The organism is Flavobacterium zepuense, assembly GCF_007097145.1.
Classification (GTDB): domain Bacteria; phylum Bacteroidota; class Bacteroidia; order Flavobacteriales; family Flavobacteriaceae; genus Flavobacterium; species Flavobacterium zepuense.
This window is the reverse complement of sequence record NZ_VJVZ01000008.1, coordinates 131164-154750: the sequence shown is the minus strand read 5'-3', so window position 1 is coordinate 154750 and position 23587 is coordinate 131164. Positions and strand designations below refer to the sequence as shown.

17 protein-coding genes are annotated in these 23587 nt (G+C 40.1%); 6 read left to right on the top strand and 11 right to left on the bottom strand.

Features of this window, described 5'->3' with window-relative positions:
* Positions 1–31: 31 nt before the first annotated feature.
* Complete coding sequence (locus FMM05_RS13315; RefSeq protein ID WP_143373890.1) at positions 32–745, bottom strand: hypothetical protein; 714 nt, start codon at positions 743–745, stop codon at positions 32–34.
* A gap of 373 nt (positions 746–1118) precedes the next feature.
* Here FMM05_RS13315 and FMM05_RS13310 point away from each other — a divergent pair, with 373 nt between their 5' ends.
* On the top strand, positions 1119–2747 hold the full coding sequence (locus FMM05_RS13310) for a helix-turn-helix domain-containing protein (protein WP_143373889.1): 1629 nt from the start codon (positions 1119–1121) through the stop codon (positions 2745–2747).
* Positions 2748–2878: 131 nt separating this feature from the next.
* Here the strand turns inward: FMM05_RS13310 and FMM05_RS13305 are convergent, their stop codons facing one another.
* The 6 genes from FMM05_RS13305 to FMM05_RS13280 form a co-directional block, all read right to left on the bottom strand.
* On the bottom strand, positions 2879–4189 hold the full coding sequence (locus tag FMM05_RS13305; RefSeq protein WP_143373888.1) for a hypothetical protein: 1311 nt from the start codon (positions 4187–4189) through the stop codon (positions 2879–2881).
* Between the two features lie 115 nt (positions 4190–4304).
* The gene (locus tag FMM05_RS13300; protein ID WP_143373887.1) at positions 4305–5009 is read right to left on the bottom strand and encodes a hypothetical protein; all 705 of its coding nucleotides are present in this window, start codon (positions 5007–5009) and stop codon (positions 4305–4307) included.
* A gap of 241 nt (positions 5010–5250) precedes the next feature.
* Positions 5251–5895: a Cap15 family cyclic dinucleotide receptor domain-containing protein gene (locus FMM05_RS13295; RefSeq protein ID WP_143373886.1), complete on the bottom strand. Its 645-nt coding sequence runs from the start codon at positions 5893–5895 to the stop codon at positions 5251–5253.
* Between the two features lie 3 nt (positions 5896–5898).
* Positions 5899–6783: a nucleotidyltransferase domain-containing protein gene (locus FMM05_RS13290; protein WP_143373885.1), complete on the bottom strand. Its 885-nt coding sequence runs from the start codon at positions 6781–6783 to the stop codon at positions 5899–5901.
* A gap of 52 nt (positions 6784–6835) precedes the next feature.
* On the bottom strand, positions 6836–7609 hold the full coding sequence (locus FMM05_RS13285; protein ID WP_143373884.1) for a GGDEF domain-containing protein: 774 nt from the start codon (positions 7607–7609) through the stop codon (positions 6836–6838).
* Positions 7610–7833: 224 nt separating this feature from the next.
* Positions 7834–8253: a hypothetical protein gene (locus tag FMM05_RS13280; protein WP_143373883.1), complete on the bottom strand. Its 420-nt coding sequence runs from the start codon at positions 8251–8253 to the stop codon at positions 7834–7836.
* A gap of 451 nt (positions 8254–8704) precedes the next feature.
* Between FMM05_RS13280 and FMM05_RS13275 the strand changes: the two genes are divergently transcribed.
* From FMM05_RS13275 to FMM05_RS13265, 3 genes are all read left to right on the top strand, one after another.
* Positions 8705–11722 (top strand): SusC/RagA family TonB-linked outer membrane protein, encoded by a 3018-nt coding sequence (locus FMM05_RS13275; RefSeq protein ID WP_143373882.1) that lies wholly within the window; start codon positions 8705–8707, stop codon positions 11720–11722.
* A gap of 125 nt (positions 11723–11847) precedes the next feature.
* Positions 11848–13131 carry a RagB/SusD family nutrient uptake outer membrane protein gene (locus FMM05_RS13270; protein ID WP_235894409.1) on the top strand — a complete coding sequence of 428 codons (1284 nt, stop codon included), beginning with the start codon at positions 11848–11850 and terminating at the stop codon, positions 13129–13131.
* Positions 13131–15761: a S9 family peptidase gene (locus FMM05_RS13265; RefSeq protein ID WP_143373881.1), complete on the top strand. Its 2631-nt coding sequence runs from the start codon at positions 13131–13133 to the stop codon at positions 15759–15761. The genes FMM05_RS13270 and FMM05_RS13265 overlap by 1 nt, the downstream gene beginning before the upstream one ends.
* Positions 15762–15828: 67 nt before the next feature.
* On the opposite strand, the gene FMM05_RS13260 is transcribed toward FMM05_RS13265, so the two are convergent.
* The 4 genes from FMM05_RS13260 to FMM05_RS13245 form a co-directional block, all read right to left on the bottom strand.
* Positions 15829–16098, bottom strand: a complete 270-nt coding sequence (locus FMM05_RS13260) for a DUF6520 family protein (protein WP_143373880.1) — start codon at positions 16096–16098, stop codon at positions 15829–15831.
* A gap of 76 nt (positions 16099–16174) precedes the next feature.
* Complete coding sequence (locus FMM05_RS13255; protein WP_143373879.1) at positions 16175–17278, bottom strand: hypothetical protein; 1104 nt, start codon at positions 17276–17278, stop codon at positions 16175–16177.
* Positions 17275–17712 (bottom strand): MauE/DoxX family redox-associated membrane protein, encoded by a 438-nt coding sequence (locus tag FMM05_RS21290; protein WP_143373878.1) that lies wholly within the window; start codon positions 17710–17712, stop codon positions 17275–17277. The genes FMM05_RS13255 and FMM05_RS21290 overlap by 4 nt, the downstream gene beginning before the upstream one ends.
* 205 nt (positions 17713–17917) lie before the next feature.
* Positions 17918–18682: an XRE family transcriptional regulator gene (locus tag FMM05_RS13245; protein WP_143373877.1), complete on the bottom strand. Its 765-nt coding sequence runs from the start codon at positions 18680–18682 to the stop codon at positions 17918–17920.
* Positions 18683–18769: 87 nt separating this feature from the next.
* Between FMM05_RS13245 and dinB the strand changes: the two genes are divergently transcribed.
* Entirely contained in the window at positions 18770–19927 is a 1158-nt protein-coding gene (dinB, locus tag FMM05_RS13240) for a DNA polymerase IV (RefSeq protein ID WP_143373876.1), read from the top strand.
* A gap of 1 nt (position 19928) precedes the next feature.
* Positions 19929–22991 carry a DNA polymerase III subunit alpha gene (locus FMM05_RS13235; RefSeq protein ID WP_143373875.1) on the top strand — a complete coding sequence of 1021 codons (3063 nt, stop codon included), beginning with the start codon at positions 19929–19931 and terminating at the stop codon, positions 22989–22991.
* Positions 22992–23587 lie beyond the last annotated feature (596 nt).

Below are 23587 nucleotides of genomic sequence, written 5' to 3'. Positions count from 1 at the left end.
CGTTTGTCACCCGGCATTACAGTCAAAATAGCTAAAGGGGTACAAGTTCATATTCGCCAATCCTTGTGATCAAGGTATATCGGACAGCCAGGTCAGTGCTTACCAAAGCGCCCGCAGTTGCCGCCACGATATTTCCGACAGAAGTTTCCCAGTCGGTATCTTCACAGCATTTATTGGAAAGGGAGTGCCGGGCAATAGATGTAACCGTTAACAGCACATTTTTGTCGGTAGCGGTGAGGGAATCCGAGCCACTAATTGTATTTTCCAGGCTGACAATCTCAGGGTAAATCTCCTCAAAAGGTTTTGCTTTAAGGCTGTCAAAGCCTTCGACGAAATCTGTTAGCACCTCCCTGGCTTCTGTAGAAAGCGATGACTGCTGTAGGATTACTACTAATGTAGCTTTAGGCGATTGGATACTCGCTGTTAGCAATGTTTCGGTAGTGTCATCCACCGCCGTTGTTGTAAGGGTTACTGTGCCCGTAAGCGAGTTAACAAGATTGATCACTGCCGCAAGGGAATCCGGGCTGTAATTACCGGATTGATATTCGGATAGTGTACTTCTATAGCTTTCGCCTGCAAAATCTATTGGGTTCGATTTATTTCCAGCCACTATACCACCTAATCGGGTATTTGCAGGGGCACCTTTTGTATTGATATTGAATGTTTCCGGGCTATCCTCAGATGAACAGGAACATAGTAGGGCTACAAACAGTAGTCCTGCGAAAGGAAGATTTACTTTCTTCATTAGTTGATAAATTTAATTTGACTGATTCAGTGATCAGTTCATTTACCCGGGTAAGACAAACTGGTTGCCATATTACTGGCATGTTGGCTTTTGAATTCATTGACAAATCTATAGGCAGGCATAACACATTGCAAATCATTGAGTTTGGTAATTCGCATTTAAGACTGTGGATTTTCGGAAAATCCACAGTCTTAAATTTTGTTAAAATAGCCGTATTTGGTAGCATTTTGGCTACATTTGGTATGCCTCCCGTTCACATTTCTGCCTTACTATCGCTATGTTCTAAATAGTCCGAATATTAACTATTTATCTTTTTCAAATGGCAGTAAATAAATCTTCTAAGGCAACATTATTCTGTGTAATCACACTAATAGTGTCAGTATCCGTGTGTGCTGCTCCCATTGATTCCCTTGACACGAAAGACTACAAATATCTTTTTTCCAGGATCAGGCAATCAAAGGATAATACAGTTTTACAAAAGGTATATCTCGAATCGTTCCTCAAAAAGGCCAAAGCGGGACAGGACTGGGAACTCCTCGTTACCGCCTACAAAAATTATGTAGACTGTACGGATAGCGAACTCAAAATTATGTACACGGACAGTATGCTTATTGTGGCTAACAGATCCGGAAGCGACAAATTAATTGGTTCTGCGTACCTCTCACGTGGTATAGTATTCTATGGCCTTAAAAGGCATGAGCAGGCGCTTGAAAATTACCTGGCCGCAGACCCCTTCATAGAAAGGTCGAACGATGAGTATTTAAAATACAAGTTGAAATACAACATAGCACACGAAAAATATTACCTCAAGAAGAACGAGGAGGCCATTCAGCTCTTTACCTCCTGCCTGGAATATTTTAAAGAGAACAATGCGAGGGCGTATCTCAATACACTGCACTCCTTAGGGCTTTGCTACAACAGCGAAGGCAACTATGGAAAGTCGGAGGCTATGGTGGCTTTGGGTTACCGGGAGGCAAACCGCCTTGATAACCACGACATGGATTGCTATTTTTTGCACCTTGACGGGCAGAACCAGTATTGTAAACGGAATTATGCGCTGGCTATTCAAAATTTGAAAAAGTCCATTCCCGCTATCGAGGGGCAAAATGACTACGCCAATGTAGCAGTGGCCGATTTTTATATTGCCAAGAGTTACTGGGCAATGAAAAGGTACCGGGAAGCAGTGCCTTATTTGAAGAGAGTTGCTAAAGTATTCGATGAGCGGGAATACATTCGCCCGGACCTCAGGGAGAATTTTGAACTCCTGATCCGGTTTTACAAAAAAGAGAATCAGCCGAAAGAGGTGTTGTTCTACGTGGACCGCCTACTGAAAGCGGACAGTATCCTTATCAGTACCCATGACCATCTTTATGACACTATCCATAAGCATTATGATACCCGTACATTGGTTCAGGAAAAACAAAATATGGAACAACTTTTGGCTAACGAGCGTTCCATGAAAGGTGTCCTTAAGATAAGTTTGACTGTCCTGTCCGTGGTTGTTGCGCTGCTGCTGGCTTGGTTGATTAACCGAAGGCGTCAGGACCGTATATTCAGGAAACTTTTAAGCGAAAATAAAAAAGAGGCTCCAAAGGTGGTGAGGGGTGTACCCCGTGAACTGGATATTGCCCCGGATACAGTAACCAAGATTGTACGGCTTTTGGAAAAATGGGAACACAATATGAAGTTCCTGGAAAGGGACATCACGCTTCCTGCTCTTGCTGTCTACCTGGAAACGAATGTTCGTTACGTCTCTGACATCATTCTATTTTACAGGCATAAAAAGTTTTCAGAATACATAAACGATTTGAAAGTGGATTATATTATTGAGCAGCTTAAAACAGATAGGCATAAACGCCTTTTTACCCATGATGCTCTGGCTGAAGAAGCAGGATTTAGTACAACGCAGCGTTTTGTTACCGCATTTAAAGCACGCACTAAGCTTTCCCCAAATTACTTTAGTGCCAAGATCAGGAAGGAACTTGAAGAGAAGGAAAAGTAAAATAGTTACCAGCAGTATATTAATTCGCTGAATTTAATAAATTGACTTTCAGATATTTCGATTAATGCTGGCTAATTATTTCTAAATGTTTATCTATACTTCTAATGTAAACTTACCTGTATAATTAACCCCTAAATATATAATCCATAAATGAAGTTATCGATGTAGGCCCATTTGATATTTTCCTGACCATTTATTGCCGCTTTCCCATCCATAGCTTGACAGATCATCCTAAAAATTATCTCTTTAGTAAAGGCCTGGTCTTGGATGGAGTATTTAATTTCAGCGGTAATCTCCGATATCGCCGGTGCTTCATCCTTTATCGAAAGAATTTTAAACCTTTGTAAGACCTTATCTTCAAAATCCCTTCGTATTTTACCAGCTTCTATACCAAAACTTACCGGTTGTGAGCCAAAATAATGCTTTTGTCCAGCAATTTTCCCATAATTTTTGTTTTGCCAATTTACCAGTAATTCGTAGACCTCTTTTTCAGGAGTAAAATCTTGAAAGTTTTCAGAGTTATGAACTGTATCTATAAAGTTCCTCGGTTGCCAATTTGCAATTTCTTCACTAATTTCTTTATGCCACTTCTTATGATCACCGTATTCTTTAAAGGTATTGGCAATCTCCCTTAAATTGTCTTTTAAGGTTTTTGGTTTTTCTGTCACTGGAGGATTTACTTTCTGCTTCTGCAAAGCCTGAGCCCAGTCATTTAATGCAAAAAGTGTGCACCAACATTTTCCTGCAACATATTTATTGCCATAGTTAACATCCCTGCCGTGGAGAATTCCATTTCTGTAAGGCATAAAAACCTCATCAGGATTTGTTTTTTTTCGGGTAGTATTAAATATATCTCTTATTGCCTCTAGCCCGGTAGAATGAGCCGCAATGCTATCCCAAGCTGATAAGTCTGTCTGGTCATTAAAAAAGCCTTTACTTTTACTTATATCATTGGTAGCACCATCAATAACCATTAGTAGTATAGGTATACATGAATCGTAACGCCGTTCTAGTGTATTTTGATAGGCGGTTTTAATAAGATCATATCGTATCGAGAATTCAGGCAAAAGCCTGAATCTATTCAGAAGCCAGTTAATTTCGGATGAGGTGAAATAGTCAGACAGTATTTCCTCGCTTTTTTTTACATCACCCTGGTCTGCAAACTCAATTGCATTTTCCATCACCGGGATATTCATGGACTCATGTGCAATCCAGCCCTGTCTTGCAAAATGACTATTAAACTTGTCGGGAAGTTGCAGGAAATATTCTGTTTGTTTTTTCAGCTCAGGTAATTCCGAGAGTGCTTTTTTAAAAGCTGAATCACTTGGGCTGAATAATGTAAATAGCCTTAGAAATTTCCCTAGTAAAGAATATCCAACAACATCCTTTTGTAATTTTGAGTAGGATGGGTTATCTGCAATCTTGTTTCTTTTTTCATTCATGTAAACTTAGACTTTTTTAGGCAAAACTTGGTTCGGACATCTTGTATACATCTATTTCGGAGTTAGCTAATTACATACTTACGCAAATGAAAAGTCAAAATTATCCTACTGTTATTCAATTAATTTGGTTTCTTGTCAACCATTTTTTCATATTTTCTTTAAAATTAAAAGTTACAGTATGATAATCATCCTCAAATATAGCTCTATTTTCCAGCTTGATTTCCTTCCAATGGCTGAATAATTTTTCAATAATTTGATATAAATAAGGATCGATATTTTTGAGTTGCATTAAATTTTTTGAATAGTCAAACGTATCGTTAGGATCTGCAAAAATTGATACTAATCTTCCGATGTAAGCATCGACAGCCTGCAAGTTTGTGGTTTTACCCTGCTTGTAATATTTCTTTAATGAGGCCAATTCTTCAGGACTGCATTTATAAACGTCGTAGTCAAGTATAAATTTTTTTCTATCAAACTGTAGATCCAGATAGATTGGTAGCATCTTTACATGGTCCAAACAATTACCCATATGTTCAATTAATGACGTTGATATACACCTTGACAATATATTGCTCGATCGAATAGTCATCTCAAGGCTTGATCCAATATAACATTCTTTTAGCCTTAGGTAAACGTGGAGCATTTCGTGAGTAAAGGAATCTATACACAGATTATTTTTATTAATGTAAAAGGTAACATTCTTATTTTCAGTAAAACAGCCATATTCATTATTAGATGAATTGGTAAAATTGACAATATATTCCTTATTGATTTGATCCCAAAGATGTTGGTTTCGGGCATCTAAAAGTTGAGTTATCATAGTTTCTGCACCTTATGTATTGTTAGGAATTATTTTACAAAAATTAACGAATTTAAAAGACTATGCAGAAAATTCGTCCCATAGGGTTATTGATCTTGTATTTTCTATTCGCAGTATCAATAATTATTCTGGTTTTAGAAATGATGATATGTGATCTCAGTCATTTGTTAATTAGTACAATCTTATCTATAATTTGATAACTACAGGCAAGCACAAACCACTTTTGAACTTATCTATAAAATTAAATGATAAATCGCCCTACCGTTTTCTTTTGAACAAAATTTACTCGTAAAGTTCCTTTCAAACCTCGTTGATTATAATATTCGCCTTCCAGCACTTTTATGTCTAAATAATATTTTAGATGTCCAGTGCCTAGATGGTTGTGAAGTTGCTGAATTAAAGTATTAGGATTATTTGTATATATATAAAAAATTTCAAAAATATCGTTACTGTTTTTTACTATTTCTTCTGAAACACTAAATGCCTGAGAAGTTTGTATAGTACTGCCCAAATCGCCATAATAAGTATAAATCTTTGTTTCGGACGCAGATTGTTTTATTTCTAAGATGCATTTTTTTTTCATCGGTAATTGTGTTGCAGGATCAATAAATGTAGATGTTAATATTCCTTCATATCTTCCATTTAAGTTAGGTATATTAATTAACCATTTACAAATAAAATATTTCCAAAGATATTTATCAATTGCCAGTAGAATTATTGACAAAATTGAAATAGTAGAAAACACACCCACGTATCCATAAACTGTATTCAGATATTTATTTAAAGAAATTTCTTTCTCAATCCATTGTGCAAGAGGTGAAATAAAAAATACTAAAACCAGAATTAGTATAATTAACTTACTTGTGTGATAATATCTAAAGTTCATAATTTAATATTCTAAATAGTTCCACATTTGAAGCATGTAATCATTTACATCTTTTACTGACCACTTTCGACCTACAAACAGATATAATAATTCTGAAACCTCGCCCCAATTTTTACAATCTTCAACATTAGTCGTTTTAGTGTAAATATGCCTGATCGATTCTTTTAGCCTATCTGTCCAATTATCATAATCATTAAAAATACTATTTGGTACATTCCATACAAGGCATTCAAGTAAAAATGAGGTAATATTATCGCCAACAGGGATTCCATCATCAATCATTTTGTAACGTATGCGTCTATAAATTCTGGTTAATCTTTTGAATCTTTTTTGAGTTTGACTGTTTTTCCATTTTCCATTTTCTATGTGTTGTAATGGAAAATTCACTATTGACTGGCCTGAATTTGAGATAAATTTAACTCCTTCGACTTTTGCCGTTTCGGAATCATATCTGACAAATTTTAAAGTGGGCACAACATCAGTTTCGACTCTTGTAGAATCCGGAAGAATCGTAATACATTTGTTATTATCTTTTACATATTTTGAGCCAAAGTAATCAACTAAGGCATGATAAACGTCCTGCCTGTAAGCCGAAAATGTATAATTGCTATCTGAATATCCATAATCGGCATCAGTTTTTCCATTAGGTAATTGTACAAAGATTGAAGCGTCTAAACGTACATTTATATCAACATCACTATTGTTCTTGACATTTGTATCATTTGCGTAGGATCCCTGTCCAAAAGTTTTTGTTGTTTTATTTCTTAATGCTGAAGAACCTTTAATAGCTTCTTTAACCTGAGTTTCACTATTAGCTAATTTTTGTTCTTCAGTGTAACTTGGCGGATATCTATAATCATTTAATTGATTTTCAGTAAATTTTGCCATATTAATAAATATTAAAACCTGTTAAACTTGCACTTAATTATAAATTTCATATTTAGGAAACTGATTCTGTACAATTTTTTCCGTTTTTTTTCTTTGCAATATTGCGCATTGCATAATTTGCTCTATCCAATAAGGTATCCAATGTATCAGCTTCACTTTTATATTCCGCTATCCCACAAGAAACTGTAATTTTATATATAGTCCCATCAATAACGAAATTGTTATTAGCTATAAATTCACGTTTTCTTTCTGCTGGATTTTTCGCCTGAGTAAGATTAGTATTTGTGCTTATTACAACAAATTCATCACCTGTCTCGTACCGACGAAATGTTTCATCTGTTATTCTAGTATCATGCAATAATAATCTGCCAACTTCAGCAATAATTTTATCACCGATAGTTGGGCTATAATGCTCATTAAAGTTTTTGAAATCGTCTATATCAATTATTATAACTGACAAGGGCGCATTTTTTAAAATGGATTCGGAAATTTTAGTTTTGAGATAACTTTCTAGTAACTTATAATTTTTTAAACCAGTTTTCGAATCAGTGTATGTTATATCTTTAAGCTTTTGTATTTTTTTACTATAAATACTAATTACAATAATTGTGGTAAGTGTTATACAAAAAATGCAAATAAGTAAAATGCTTGTCAAATCTAAAGTTATGTTTTTTAAAAAAGCATCTTTGATTTGAATCCTATGTTTAAAAATTTTAAATAAGCACCATGCTATAAGTAGTCCTAAAATCCATTTAGCTATGTCGTAAAAAACTTTAGGAATAAAGTCTTGCTTGAACTTCAAATAACCTTCTTTAATTTTATTCATTAGAAGCCTTTCTATATTAGTGAAATAATTTTAGTTATCCTGCCTACATCAGCAAATCGTTAGAGTAATAGCATGAAATAAATTTCAAGTTTATGAACAAATAATTTTGGATGTGATTACGGAAATATAAATGTATTTGTAAGTTACAATTAAAATTACCTAATTTTACTCAGCACATAATTTACCAAACTGTAAGAGATCATCTCGCAATCTTTTATAGAATATTACTTTTGATTTTTGCTTACTTTGAATTCTTTGACTTCAACATCTGTAAGTGATTCGTAAACCTTCGCAAAGTCAGAAAGTGAATAACCCATTGCGTTTATTATCATAAATAATGTTGAAGAACTAGGCTTCGAGTTTGCGTTAAATGTATCGGATACTGTTCCCTTGCGCATACCAATAGCTAAAGCAATTTTATTGTAACTATCAGACAACACTGCGATATCTTCACAGTTGATAAGCTTTCGTAAACTTGCGGCAGTCTTTAATTTAATATTTTCTTCTAACTCTTCTTTCACAACTGCAATTAACAATTTCTGAATAAATTTATCGGTACGCTTTGGCGTACCGATAAATTTTAATATATTTGGCTCGGTACTATGATAAACAGTATCAAATTTGTTAATTTTGCGATTCTTCAAATATTACTATTAGAAGCATTCGCTTAGAATCTCGCCTTAGGAAACTGGTACTTTATTAGGAACGAGAATATAAGTGCAAATGCTCACGCCATATGGCGTGGGCTCACTTATTGTTCCATGGTATACCAGTACCTCTAAGGCAATAGCTGAGTTTAAACCCACGCCTCCTTTTTAGGGACAATCTTTCTCAGCTATATTCCTAGCGTTTTACTTCTTTTCAGCATTGGTTTCGCATACAGTAGTAATACGTAATCTGTTATGCCTATGGTTTAAATTTTTCATAGTTAAGTGGCCCGGTCAGTACTGGTATTCCTTCTTCGAGTTAGTTTAGGGGAAAGGCCGGGTTACTCTTTTGTTTTGGTAAATAAAAAAGCCCTCTGTGTAAGTTTGGCGACTCACAGAAGGCATAGACCAATAAAACCGTTTGTTTCATTTAATCTTAACCAATGTTATGAAATTTATTTCAGCTAACAATGGGCTGAGGGTGCTTTTCTATTCTCTTACTTTAGCATCTTTCCCTTGTAGTGCCTTAGCCCGGGCACATGCTTCACCTTTGGGTGAGGCGTATTTTCAACAATCCATTACCGGTACCGTATCCGATGCTTCGGGCTCATTGCCCGGAGTTATCATAATGGTAAAAGGTACAACACGCTCCACAATTTCCGATGGTGAAGGCCGGTTTTCTATAGCAGCCGCTAACAATGAGGTGCTTGTGTTCTCATTCACAGGATTTAAAGCTGTTGAAGTTGCAATCGGGGAGCAAACTATTTTCAACATTATGCTTCAGGAAGATGCAACCCAGTTGAAGGAATTGGAAATTAATGCGGGATATTATTCTGTAAAGCAGAAAGAAAGTACCGGAAGTATTTCACGAATTACTGCGAAGGACATTGAAACGCAGCCGGTCACTAATGTATTGGCAACTATGCAGGGAAGGATGCCCGGTGTCAGTATTACCCAGTCCACAGGTACGCCCGGAGGTGGATTTGATATAGCTATTAGAGGCCGCAACAGTTTACGAGGAGATGCGAATGCCCCTCTATATATTATTGACGGTGTGCCGTATTCTTCAGAAAGTATAGGTTCAAGCTACACATCAGCTACACTTTTTCCGGTAACAAGTAATCCGCTCAACAGTATTAGCCTTGATGCGATTGCAAGTATCGAAGTTTTAAAGGATGCTGATGCTACCGCCATATACGGTTCCCGGGGTGCCAATGGTGTAGTCTTGATTACAACCAAAAAAGGTGCAGTTGGCAAAACACAGGTATCCATTAATGCTTCAACTGGTGTAGGGAACATCACACGGTTTATGGACCTGATGAATACCCAACAGTATCTTGCAATGCGGGCCAAAGCTTTTGAGAATGATGGTGTTACCCAATATCCCGAGTATGCCTATGACATCAATGGTACCTGGGGCCGTAACAGGTACACCGACTGGCAGAAGGAACTTACAGGTGGGACATCGGAAATTACAGCTTTTCAAGGCTCCGTTTCCGGTGGTACGGGGCAGACGCAATTCCTATTTGGCACAAACTACCACACACAGACGAGCGTAGTGCCGGGGAACTTCATTTATAAAAAAGGGGGTGGTAATTTTAGCCTGAACCATTCATCAACCGATGAGCGGTTCAAATTAAGTCTCTCCGGTAGTTATGTAGTACAGGACAATGACCAGCCGGCTTTTGACCCTACGATTGATTCCCGTTCACTGGCACCTAATGCGCCCGCACTGTATGATGCACAAGGGAATTTAAACTGGGAAAATGGAACGTGGACCAATCCATTGGCTAATCTGGCGGCTGAATTTAAATCCAGGACGAATGATTTTATCGCAAATTCTGTACTGTCCTACAAGATTAACGATGACCTGATAATTAAAAGCAGCTTTGGTTATTCTACAACCAATCACGACGAGACAAGGACGGCACCGTCAACAGTATACAATCCTGCATTTAACTTGGGTAGTGAATATTCAGCCCTATTTGTCAACACCCTGAACCGCCGGTCATGGATAGCCGAACCTCAGGTAAGTTATAAGCTGGATTTAAACAGGGCAAAAATCGATGTACTCGCTGGCGGGACTTTTCAAAAACAGGTCTCTAATAATTTAACGCAGTACGGTATTGGTTTTACATCCAATAGCCTGATCTATAATCTGGCCGCAGCATCCTCTAGGACAATACCGCTTAGTGATGAAATAACGTATAAGTACCAGGCATTTTTTGGACGGATAAATCTCAAATGGGACAGCAAATACATTATAAACTTTACAGCAAGGCGGGATGGCTCAAGCCGTTTTGGCCCTAAAAACCAATTTGCAGGCTTTGCAGCCCTTGGCGCAGCCTGGATAATCTCAGAAGAGAAATTCTTAAAGAACCAGAACGTTCTAAGCTTCGGGAAAATAAGGGGAAGTTACGGATCTACCGGAAGTGACCAGATTGGCGATTATCAGTTCCTGGATACGTATACTTCATCAGGTGTTATGTACCAAGGGATTGTAGGTTTATTGCCATCCCGTCTGTACAATCCTGATTTCGGATGGGAAAAGACCAAAAAGCTTGAGGCAGCCCTGGAACTTGGTTTTTTAAAAGACCGTATCTTCCTGACGGCTGCTTACTACAGGAATCGCTCTTCTAACCAGTTAGTCGGGTTGCCTGTCCCCGCTACTACAGGATTTACATCCTTACAGGCAAACCTGAATGCTACGGTTCAGAATACCGGCTTTGAACTAAGCCTTGACACAAAGAATATTGATACAAAAGACTTTTCGTGGTCAACCAATATCAATCTGACCCTTCCCCATAATAAGTTGGTTTCTTTCCCTGGATTGGAGAGTTCTGTTTACAAAGAGCAATACCGTATTGGAAAGCCACTCGCTATACGGATGGTATACAACTACAAAGGCGTTAACGAACAGACTGGTGTGTATCAGTTTGAAGATGTTAATGGTGACGGGCAGATTACATCACCCGATGATAAGCAGACCGCCGTCGACCTTAGCCCGGAATTTTATGGTGGCCTTCAAAATCAGGTACGATATAAAAGTTGGACTTTGAGTTTCCTGTTCCAGTTTGTCAAACAGAAAAATCAGGGCTTTACCCTTGGGAATGGTGGCATGATGAATAATCAGCCTGTAGAGCTTGTCAATAGCTGGCAGGCACCAGGGGATAGCAATTCTTATCAGGTGTATACCACTGGTTTTAATTCTGAAGCCGTTACAGCGCAGTCACTTTATGAAAGCAGCACTGCCAATATTGTTGACGCATCATTCATAAGGTTAAAAAATATCGCAGTCAGCTATACTCTGCCTGACTTATCCAACGGCCTTAAAAGCAGCATACTGCTGCAAGCCCAGAACCTGCTAACGATTACACCGTACAAGGGTGGCGACCCCGAATTTGGCACGTTAGGCTTTCTCCCGCCTCTAAGGGTGATATCTGCCGGGATTCAATTAACATTTTAAACTTCATCAGTATGTACACACAAAAAAAATCAATATCTGGCTTCCGCGCTTTTTCTTTTACACTGCTGGTATTGCTATCTGTTTCCTGTGATTCCTTTGTAGATGTTGAATTACCTAAATCACAATTGACAGGAAGTTCTGTATTTCTGGAAAGCAATACAGCAAATGCAGCGATGGTAAACATCTATGCCGGAATTCGCGATCAGGGCATTTTATCCGGTACGTCACTTGGCATTTCCCATAATTTAGGGGTGTATACCGATGAACTTACTTTTTATGGAGCGTCATCCTATGCGGCATTTTACTTTTTTAATAATGCATTGTTGCCTTCAAATATTTATGTTACTAATTATTGGAATGCCGCATACAGTCAAATCTATGCTGCAAATGCTGTCTATGAAGGGGTAGATGCTTCAACGGCGCTCTCCACGCAGGATGTCCAGCGCCTGAAAGGTGAAGCCCTTTTTGTAAGGGCGTTGTTGCATTTCTATTTGGTAAACCTGTATGGTGACATTCCCTATGTGACAACAACAGACTATCAGATCAACAGTTCCGTGCCCAGACTGCCTTCAGGGGAAATTTATGGGTATATTATCAGCGACCTTCAACAGGCTATTGTCCTTTTACCGGAGGAATATTATGGTATGGGTCGTGTACGCCCAAACAGGTATGCCGCTGCTGCACTATTAGCACGGGCTTATCTTTACAATCACCAGTGGGCTGAGGCCGCAGAACTGGCATCGTCTGTCATAAATTATAGTGCTCTATATTCAGATGAAATGAATTTGCAGCATACTTTTTTAAAGGATTCCCCGGAAACGATATGGCAGTTATCTCCGGCCATGGAAGGGCGTAATACAGATGAGGCAGCGACATTCACATTACTTGCAGCCCCGCCTGCCACAGTAGCCCTGACAAATGAGTTAGTAAATGCTTTCTCTCCCGAAGATGCCCGTAAAGCAGCGTGGATAGGCCAGGTTACAGACGGCAACAGCATTTGGTATTATTCGGCTAAATACCGCCAGGCCGCTACCGAAGCAGCTTCAAGCGAGTATTCTATAGTATTCAGGCTACCTGAACAATATCTTATCCGTGCTGAAGCGCGGGCCTTACATGGTGACTTTACAGGTGCCCTTGAAGACCTTGACCATATACGCCACAAAGCAGGGCTGGCTGGCAGCCCCGCTACTGACCTGCCTGATATATTACAGGAAATTCTTACTCAACGAAGGCTGGAGTTATTTACGGAATACGGCCATCGTTTTTTCGATTTAAAACGGACCGGGCAACTGGAAACGGCACTTCAGGGTATCAAGCCGGGATGGGATCCAACGGATTCTCTATTCCCTCTGCCTGAGACAGAACTTTTAGCGAATCCGAACCTGTTACCACAAAATCCAGGTTACTGATGGAAAATACAATCTACAGATGCAATCATTCTGCTTTGAAGCTTAGCTGTTTTCTGGTATGCCTGCTGCTACTTATTACCTGCCCTGTAGTCGGGCAGGTAATAAATGCTAAACCTATTACGCGTGAAGATTATCATCTTTGGGGAAGCCCCGAATTGAAGGAAGTATCAGATGATGGGAAATGGATAAGTTATAGTGTTAGCTATGAAAATGGGGCGGATACACTCTTTGTAAAGGGAAGCGAAAACGCAACTGCATACAGTTTTCCACAGCATAATAACGGCACATTTACCTCATCAGGATATTTTGCCTGCCAAAGGGAAAATAAACTGGTAGTAATGGACTTAAATGGTGGCTTGATAAAAAGTTATGATGATATTAAATCATTTGAATTTTCAAAGAAAGCAGGAATGCTTATACTATTGTCCAATGGTAATGGAACTAACTCACTTAGATTGACTGACCAGCAGGGAAAAACAATTTATAGTCTCAAAGATGTATCGTCTTATGCCTTAGCCCCAACAGGCACTAAATTAGCTTACACCACGTCAGAGGGAAAAAAGTCAATATTAGGGGTTTTAAAATTAGGGCACCGGATTGAGAACATTGTAATTGCTTCAAGTTCCATATATTCATATTCCGATTTTGTATGGCATACTACCGGAGTGGCATTTTCTTTTTATATTATTGATGCCAGTGCGCCGGTGGGAATTGGGTATTACATTCTTTCAGATAAGAAACTCTATCAACTGGATCAGGCTACAAATAAGAATTTGTGGCCGCAAACGGGGATTGTAAAAGACTGGGTTTATAAACTTACTATATCGCCAGATATGAAAAATGTTTTTTTTGCTACACAAAAAACAAACCACAATAGCGAAACGCTTAATCAACTGGCGGAAGTCTGGGCCGCCGATGACAAATATGTGTATCCACAGCGGCAAAAGGCAGGGAATGCAATTGGAGCAAAGCTTAGTGTATGGAAGCCCGGGGAAAAATCATTTAAAGTATTAGAATCGGATACCCTGACTTGGAATATGGCTGCGGGAAATTACAATTATCTGGTGTCAGCCAACCCTCTGAAATATGAGCCACAATTTAAATATTCCGCGCCGATGGACTTTTATATTAAAGACATGCAAAAAGGAACGACAAAACTGCTACTGTCAAAGCACAGCGCATATCCTTTTCATATCAACGCATCACCATCCGGAAAGTACGTTGTGTACTTTAGCGATGGGGATTGGTATTTATATAGCATGCTTTCAGGGTTGCACAATAACATTACCGCCCATTTAAACAGTAATTTCAGGAATGAAAGGAATGTAATTGGAGGTGAAATTGAAGCATGTGGCATTGCCGGTTGGTCGGGGGATGATGAAAGCTTATTCCTGTATGATAATTTTGATATTTGGGAATACCGCCCACGTAGCGGCTATATAAAAAGGATAACACATGGCAAAGAAATGAATGTTCAATTTCGCGCAATAGCTGAAAATAACAGGGCTGGATTGATACGAAACTTCAATGGGTACTACAGCCCCATTATTTCTACAAATAAAAATATGCTTCTAAAAGCAACAGGAGAAAATGGAAATACAGGGTACTTCCTGTGGTCACGCAGGTACGGGGTAAAAAAACTCATATATGGTGATAGCTTTATTGACCAGGGCAAAATCATAAATGGCGGTATAGTGTACCGAGAGCAACGTTTTAATCTGCCGCCAAGATTGATGCTAAAAGATAGTACCCATTCGCCACAATGCATTTTCCAAAGCAACAGTCATCATAGAAAATACGAGTGGGGATTTTCAGAACTGATTCAATATACAAACAGTAAAGGCGATGCGCTGAAAGGAAACTTGTGGTATCCGGCGGGATTCCGAAAAGGGCAGAAATATCCAATGATAGTGCATATTTACCAGCGCCAATCCCAGGACTTTAATCTTTATCCTGTTCCTATGCTTTACCAGCCGGTCGGATTTGACCCCCTAATGTTTCTTTCGGATGGCTATTTCATATTGTATCCTGATATTACCAACGATATTGATAATCCCGGCACAGCTGCCAACGAATGGGTAACCTCGGCGGTCAGGAAAGTGCTGGCCACAGGAATGGTTGATAGTGATGAAATTGGATTGATTGGACACTCGTTCGGAGGATATGAGACGGATTTCATAATTGGTCAGACCAATATATTTAAGGCTGCGGTTGCAGGTGGTGCGATTACAGACCTTCAAAGCTATTACCTGGGTATAAACTGGGATTCCGGAAAGCCCGACTCCTGGCGACTTGAGGATCAGCAATGGCACATGAGTAAGTCCCTCTTTGATGACAGGGATAGCTACTATAGCAACTCCCCTATAAATTATGCCGAAAAAATACAAACGCCTCTTTTATCCTGGTCTGGTAAAAATGATAATCAGGTCAACTGGCACCAAAGCGTTGAATTGTATCTTGCCCTTCGCCGGTTAGGAAGAAAGCATGTTATGTTGCTGTATCCCAATGAAGGCCATAATTTACAAAGCCCGTCCAATCAGGAAGACCTTTGCCAAAAAACAAAGGAATGGTTTGATTACTTCTTGAAAGGTGACAAAAACATTGAATGGATTAAGGAAAGTACGGAATAGTATTGGAATCATAAAAAGAGGCGGTGTACTGATAGTTCAATACACCGCCTCTATACTTAAAAAATAATTACAATGGTCGGAATACCGCAGTTACACAACCTGTCGGCTTGTCATAGGCAATCAGGCCGTTAGGATAACTCGCCCTACAGACCTGTCCCGGTATATCAGAGCAGGTAAGTTCAACCATACAGGGTTGGCCGGCAGCATTGGCATGCCAACCAGTTTTAGGTGCTGTTACAACATCAGCATCCTGCATTGACATTGTGGTAAATGCTCCAAAAATGCCTAACAAAAATACTGCTACTGGCAGCATTTTTTTTAAAAATAAATTTTTCATAATAAAAGAATTAAAGTTGTTGATCTACTCTTTTACAGGTTTTCGATCTAAATCCTGATACTGGCCGGTATAATGTTTACTGATTTAATGCGGTATTCCGCTTCGCTTTCAGTAGTTCTTTTTGTAAAGTATTCGATATGGTATACGACATCAACTGATTTTCAATTAATACAAAGATCTGGGTTGGCGTGACAATGAAATTCCTGAGGGATGCATCTTTTAATTTTGGGATATAGAAACTCATTACATAATCCCCTGAGGTTACATTATAAACGTCAATCGTTGATGCATTAGACCAGTGCTTGATATTATCGTACTTTCCCCGTAAAGTTGAATGTATAAACAGCAGATCCTCACATATGGCTGTATGGGCATTGACAGTAAGTGGCGGTGCGTACATTTTTAATTGATTGCCTTTCTCAATATGTGCGACCTTAATCTGGGCTTTGGTAGTTGTATCTATCGTATGCCCTCTGTAAAGTAGTTTGGCTTGTTTATCAGCGACCACAAATTGGTTTCGATAATGGTACACATAGATGATTTTGGATGTCGCTTTGCTGTACAAAAGTGTCCCATCCGTGTCAAATATGCCGTCGCCGTCAGACTGCTTCTCTAAAAGGTTTTCAGCCAATTTTAATTTATCTTCTTTTCGAAGATCGAAAGTCCCAAGAATATTTTCGCCGGTATTACTTTTATTCGACCGTAAAACAAATCGTGTAGAATCAACAGGCTCCAATAAAGTAAAGTACGCAAGGTCGCTCATTAATAAACCTGCTTTCCAGTTATTTATCTTTCCTCCATATATGCAGGGAACTGTACCGTCACTCAAATAAAAGTATGGTGGATTGACCCGCAGCTGAAGGGATTTAAAAGTAAAATTGCTTGATTCAGGCTGAATCCTATATTCTTGTGAGTAAATAAGCGATGTATCAATAGCAGTTACTACAAGAGGTGCAGTATAATTCCCTAAATAGAGTATCCCTTTGTCGTACCCCGCAAAATAATAGGAATTATAATGTATATCAAGTTGCTTATCAAACTCCGCTGGATGTGGTGGAAAACTGCGGATAAATGTCCCCTCGGTTTGTATCAAATCTTTTGAAAGCAGATACAATCCGATAGTAGTTGTTGCACTAAAAAATGCAAGAAGCCCCAATACTATAACTCTCTTAATGGTCATATTACTGATTTTTGAGTTGGTGGATAGAAAAGTACTCCTGTTATAGCAAGGAGTATAAAGAATATATTAAAGTACAGGTGCTCTGACCAACCCATTTTTTCAAGTATGCCACCACAGGAACACGGAACATAGGATGCGTAATGGAGGATTATCGAAATGTAGGTCGTAAACATGACCATCAGTGAAAAAGCGGCGTAAAGTGCAAACAGGCGATACTTGGGAAATAAAAGGAGTATGGACAATAAAAATTCACTTACGAGTATTATTGGGGCAATCCATTCGGCCAGGGCACTTAACATAGGCGATTGTCCCAGTTGAACAGTGAAATTCTCGTAGTCTATCAATTTACTGGTAGCCGCGTAAACAAATAGTAAGATGTAAGATAAACAGACTAATTCGATGATTACCTTTTTAAACAATGCTAAAAATCTCATATCCCTAGTTTTATGTTCAACCAGCGCAAAACTCATACACAATAGCTAAGTTTTACGACCGGCAGAATTGATAATTATAAAGCCAAGGTATATTTTATAAACCGATATTTTAGCAGCACAAACACGCCAAAAGCATTCAAAAACAATCTATCACATGTCAGTTCCTTTTGTCAACAAAAGGCGATGAGTTGTGCTCCTGTAGTAACTACTGAATTTTATTCTTAAGAATGCTAACATCCCTTTTTAGTTCTAATAATAAATTTTTTACAGTGTCGTGGGGAATATTATCAGGTTCATATTCGGTAGTAGTAAACCCGCAGGCATATTTCCAGGCTTCGAGGATTTGTGAAGGGGTAACCTCATAAGGTTCAAAATCCGGGTTATCAGAATGGAACATAAACTTTTTACCCTTCCTGAAAACACGCTTGTAGACAATGCCGTCATTTTTTGTAAGCATGATATACGTGTGGCCATCTTTAATATGTTCTAAATGCTCGACGTATTCACCGACAATAAAGCTGCCTTCCTGGAATGGCGGCATGGAACGGCCCTCAATGGGAAATGCACGGTATTTACCATTGCGTAAAAATGGCAATGCAATATGCTGCAGGCTTTCAATAAATTCCGGGTCGCTATAACCACTTAGATAACCCGCCTTTGCTTTTTGTGGGATAATCTCAATAAGGTTCCCGCCATTCTGGTCAACGGTAATGGGAAGTACAATTCGGTTATCGTCAAGTTTGATAAGCCCGTCCATATCGATTTTACGGATATCTACGGTTAATAGTAAATCGATGCTGACGTGGTAATACCGTGACAGTTTTATGAGGTTTTCATAAGGAGCCTGAGACTTTCCCTGCTCATATTTAGCAAGGATATCACGCGAAATAAAGAGGCTCTCGGCAACGATTTCCTGCGAGACATCTTTTTTCATTCGGAGGTGCCTGATATTGTCAGAGAATAAAGACATAAGCGTTTTGGGATTATTAATCCCGACAAATATAAACTAATTTGGGAATATCTATCCTAATTTTGTACCGTACAAAATGGATTGATTATGGAACGCTCGATTGTGCATATGGACCTGGACACCTTTTTCGTATCCTGCGTAAGGCTACAAAACTCTGATTTGGAAGGGATTCCCCTTATTGTTGGCGGTGGCGACCGTGGCGTGGTGGCGTCCTGCTCCTATGAGGCACGCCGTTTTGGCGTGCGCTCGGCCATGCCCATCAAAATGGCGCTAAGGCTTTGTCCGGAAGCAAAAATTGTAAAGGGCGATATGGAATTGTTTTCCCGTTATTCCAATACCGTAACCCAAATTATAGAAGAAAAAGCACCTATCGTTGAGAAGGCATCCATTGACGAGCACTACCTGGATATTACCGGGATGGACAGGTTCCATGGTGCCTACAAGTGGACGAATGAGCTGGCAGCGAAAGTGACCCATGAAACCGGCCTGCCGATCAGCTTTGCCTTATCAGTGAACAAAACCGTTTCCAAGATCGCGACCGGTGAGGGCAAGCCAAAGGGCAACCTTGAAATATCGGGTCAACAGGTACAACAGTTCCTTAACCCGCTTTCCATCCGCAAGATTCCTATGGTCGGTAACGCCACCTTTACGTTGTTATCCCGTATTGGTATCCGCAACATACAAACCCTTGCTGAAATGCCGGGACAGGTCTTGCAGGAGATGATCGGCAAAAACGGAATGGAACTCTGGAAAAAAGCCAACGGGATCGACAACACACCCGTAGAGCCCCACCGCGAACGTAAATCACTTTCCACTGAGGACACTTTTCACCAGGATACCACCGACTTGCATTTCCTGCGCGCTGTATTCTGTGGCATGGTCGAAAAATTGGCCTACCAGCTACGGCAGGAGAACTGGTTAACATCGACAGTAACAGTTAAGATCCGGTATTCCAATTTTGATACCGAAACCCGGCAGGTTGCCCTTGATTATACCTCTGCGGACCATACCCTGACAAAGGCCGTTTTGGAACTTTTTGAAAAGCTGTACCATCGCCGCATGAGCCTGCGCCTTGTCGGCGTGCGCTTTAGCGGGCTGGTACGCGGTACCTACCAGATCAATATGTTTGAAGATACGGTCGAAATGATGTCGCTCTATCAGGCTATGGACAAGATCAAAAACCGTTTTGGCGCCAATGCCGTGATGCGCTGCAACGGTGCCTTCCTGAAACCTAAAGCTATTTAATATGTACCTGAACTGCCACTCTTTCCACTCCCTGCGCTACGGTACGATTCCGGTAGCAGAACTCATCCTGCTTGCAGCCGCCTGTGGGGTAACGAGTATGGCGCTTACCGACATCAATACGGTAACCGGCATCTATGAATTTTACAGGCTGTGTAACGAAGCAAGCATTAAGGCAATCGTCGGGATGGAACTGCGCCATGAGAACCGGCTGCATTATATCGCACTGGCTAAAAACCGCACAGGCCTTGGGGAGATCAACCGGTTGCGCACACAGCATAACCTTGCGGGGACGGTATTGCCACTTGCTGCGCCGGATTTTGAAAACGTCGTTGTAATATATCCTGTTGATAACATCCCTGAGATGCTGAGGGATAATGAATACATAGGCATCCGCCCTGAAAACCTCTCAATGCTGATACGTTCCGAATGGCAGTCAAAGCTGGATAAAATGGTCGTATTGCATCCCGTTACTTTTCGGGATAAGCAGGAATACAACCTGCACCGAATCCTGCGGGCCATTGACCTGAATACCCTCGGAAGCAAGCTCACCCCTTTGGACTATTGTTCTCCGGGCGAGGTAATGGTGCATGAAAGTGACCTACTTGAAACGTATAGCCAGTACCCTACCATTATTGCTAATACAAAAAGGCTAATGGACAGCTGCCATTTTATATATGAATTCAAAGTACCCCGTAATAAAAAGCACTATACCGCAAACAGGGATACCGACCTGCAACTTCTGACCCGCCTGGCTAAACAAGGCCTGTTAAAAAGGTATGGCAAAGGAAATGTTGATGCAGAACAGCGCATCGAGAAGGAACTTAAAGTCATCCATGAACTCGAATTTAGTGGGTACTTCCTGATTACCTGGGATATTATCCGTTACAGCAACTCCATGGGTTTTCTGCATATCGGGCGCGGCAGTGGTGCCAACAGCATCATTGCCTACTGCCTGGGTATTACCGATATCTGCCCTTTGGAACTCGACCTGTATTTTGAGCGCTTTCTGAACCTGAACCGTAAAAGCCCGCCCGATTTTGATATTGACTGGTCCTGGAAAGAGCGCGATACGATCCTCGAATATATTTTCACCCGGTACGGACGCGAACACGTTGCCTTTTGCGGTACCAATGTGGAATTCAAATACAAGTCCATTTTCCGTGAAGTGGGCAAGGTCTTTGGGCGCCCAAAGGAAGAACTCGACAAACTCTCAGGCACTTCCATGGACCAGCACGACAAAAACGAGATCGTCAGGCAGATACACAAATACGGGATGATGATGGAGAAATACCCCAACCAGCGTTCCATGCACTCCTGTGGCATCATCATTTCAGAAGAGCCCATTACCGATTTTACGGCACTCGAAATGCCTCCGAAAGGTTTTCCGATCGTACAATTTGATATGCATGTTGCCGAGGAAATAGGCTTTGAGAAATTTGATATCCTTTCCCAAAGGGGGATCGGGCATATTGATGATGCCGCCAAGCTGGTAAAAAAGAACCGTGGCATCGATATCAATATCCGCGACACTTCCATTTCAAAAGATGAAGCCACCTGCAATGAGTACTTAGGGCGTGGTAATACCATCGGCTGCTTTTATATTGAAAGTCCTGCCATGCGCGGGTTGTTAAGGAGGCTCAAGTGTGATAACTATAAAGTACTGGTGGCGGCTTCTTCCATCATTCGCCCCGGCGTAGCGCAATCAGGGATGATGAGGGAGTACATCATCCGCCATAATTGTCCTGATAAGTTCGAGTATTTCCATCCCGTATTTGAAGAGCAGCTCGGCGAAACCTATGGTATTATGGTATACCAGGAGGACGTTATAAAGATTGCCCTGCATTATGGCGGGCTTCCAGCGGCCGATGGTGACATCCTGCGACGCGCCATGAGTGGTAAAGGCCGCTCCAAAGAGGCATTACAAAAGGTAAAGGATAATTTCTTTGAATGTTGTGCGCGGCAGGGACATCCTGAACAGTTGAGCCAGGAAATTTACCGGCAGATCGAATCCTTTGCCGGCTATTCGTTTTGTAAGGCGCACTCCGCATCCTATGCTGTGGAAAGCTACCAAAGCCTGTACCTCAAGGTGCATTATCCTATTGAATTTATGGTAGCGGTCATCAATAACCAAGGCGGGTTTTACCGTACCGAAGTCTATGTACATGAGGCACGCATGTCCGGCGCCCGGATACACAATCCCTGTGTGAACAAAAGCGAGATTGAAACCACTTTATATGGCAAAAATGTGTACTTAGGATTTATGCATTTACAGGGATTGCAAAAAGAAGTAGCACAAAATATTGTTACGGAGCGTGAGGGGCATGGTGACTATTCGTCATTGGAGGAGTTTATCTACCGGATACCCATCGGTATTGAAGGGGTGCAGCTGCTGATTTATATTGGTGCATTTCGTTTTACGGGAAAAACGAAAAATGAATTGCTGGTGACCGCCCGCAGGATAATGCTACGTTTTACCCCAAAAAGCATCGGGCCGATGCTGTTCCCTTATGCCGTACAGCACTACGAACTCCCGATACTCTTACGCTCTCCCTATGAGGATGCCTTCGATGAAATTGAACTGCTGGGCTTCCCGGTATCGGTGACGCCCTTTAACCTGCTTAAAACATCATACCGGGGCGACGTTAAGGCATGCGACCTTGTACAGCACCATAAAAAGCAGGTTAAAATGTTGGCCTACTTAGTATCGCGCAAACATGTGCCGACCAAGATGGGTGCCATGTATTTCGGTACCTGGATCGATGCAAACGGAGAATTCTTCGATACAGCACATTTTACAAATAGCCTTAAAGAATATCCTTTTAAAGGCGGGGGCTGTTATTTGCTTTTGGGTACAGTGGAAGTGGATTATCATTTTCCAACCATCACCATATCCAAAATGGAAAAGATGCCTTTCATTTCTGACCCGCGCTATAGGGAGAGTGATGCCGAGAGTTCTCGCACACAGGAAAAGCTGCGTGAGGATGTATCAATGACCCACCGGGAGCCGTATCCCCAGGAACAGGAGATCAACCTGCCAAGGCATAAGATGATTACTACAAGATAAGTTTAGCAATGAAAATGAATTATGGCACTTTTTGATGATGACGAACTGTTTACAGTTGGCACCGCGCCAAAAAAATACATTGACTTGCCGGATCTGCACAAAATACCTTTTTTTGGACTTTTTTAATACTTCTCTACATATCTTTTATGCCCTGTAAAATGAGGAAAAAATTACTTATTTTAATCAAAATATATATAAAGTTAAACTGACCAGTTTACATTTACAAAATGTCTACTACCAAGTTTATGGGCGAACTAAAAACCGTCTTGTTATATTGTAGGAATATTGCCGATTTAAAAAAGTAAGACTATTTAGTATAATTATTTAACACCTTTCTAAAAGGTCTTATTTTCTAATGCAATTTTAACTAAATTTGATTGAAATTTAATACGTTATGATTTTATTAAAGCTACATCACTGATTGCTTTCCTATTGGTTCTATAAATGTATTCCAAAAAAATATTTTCATAACCGAAAGTAAATCAGAAGCAATTATAATTTTCGTCATGTGGAGCCGATTCGATTGTAATGAAAACTATTTGGGAAAACAAACAAAAATGGTATTTGTTTTTTTTTATAGAGCGGAAAGGCTAGGC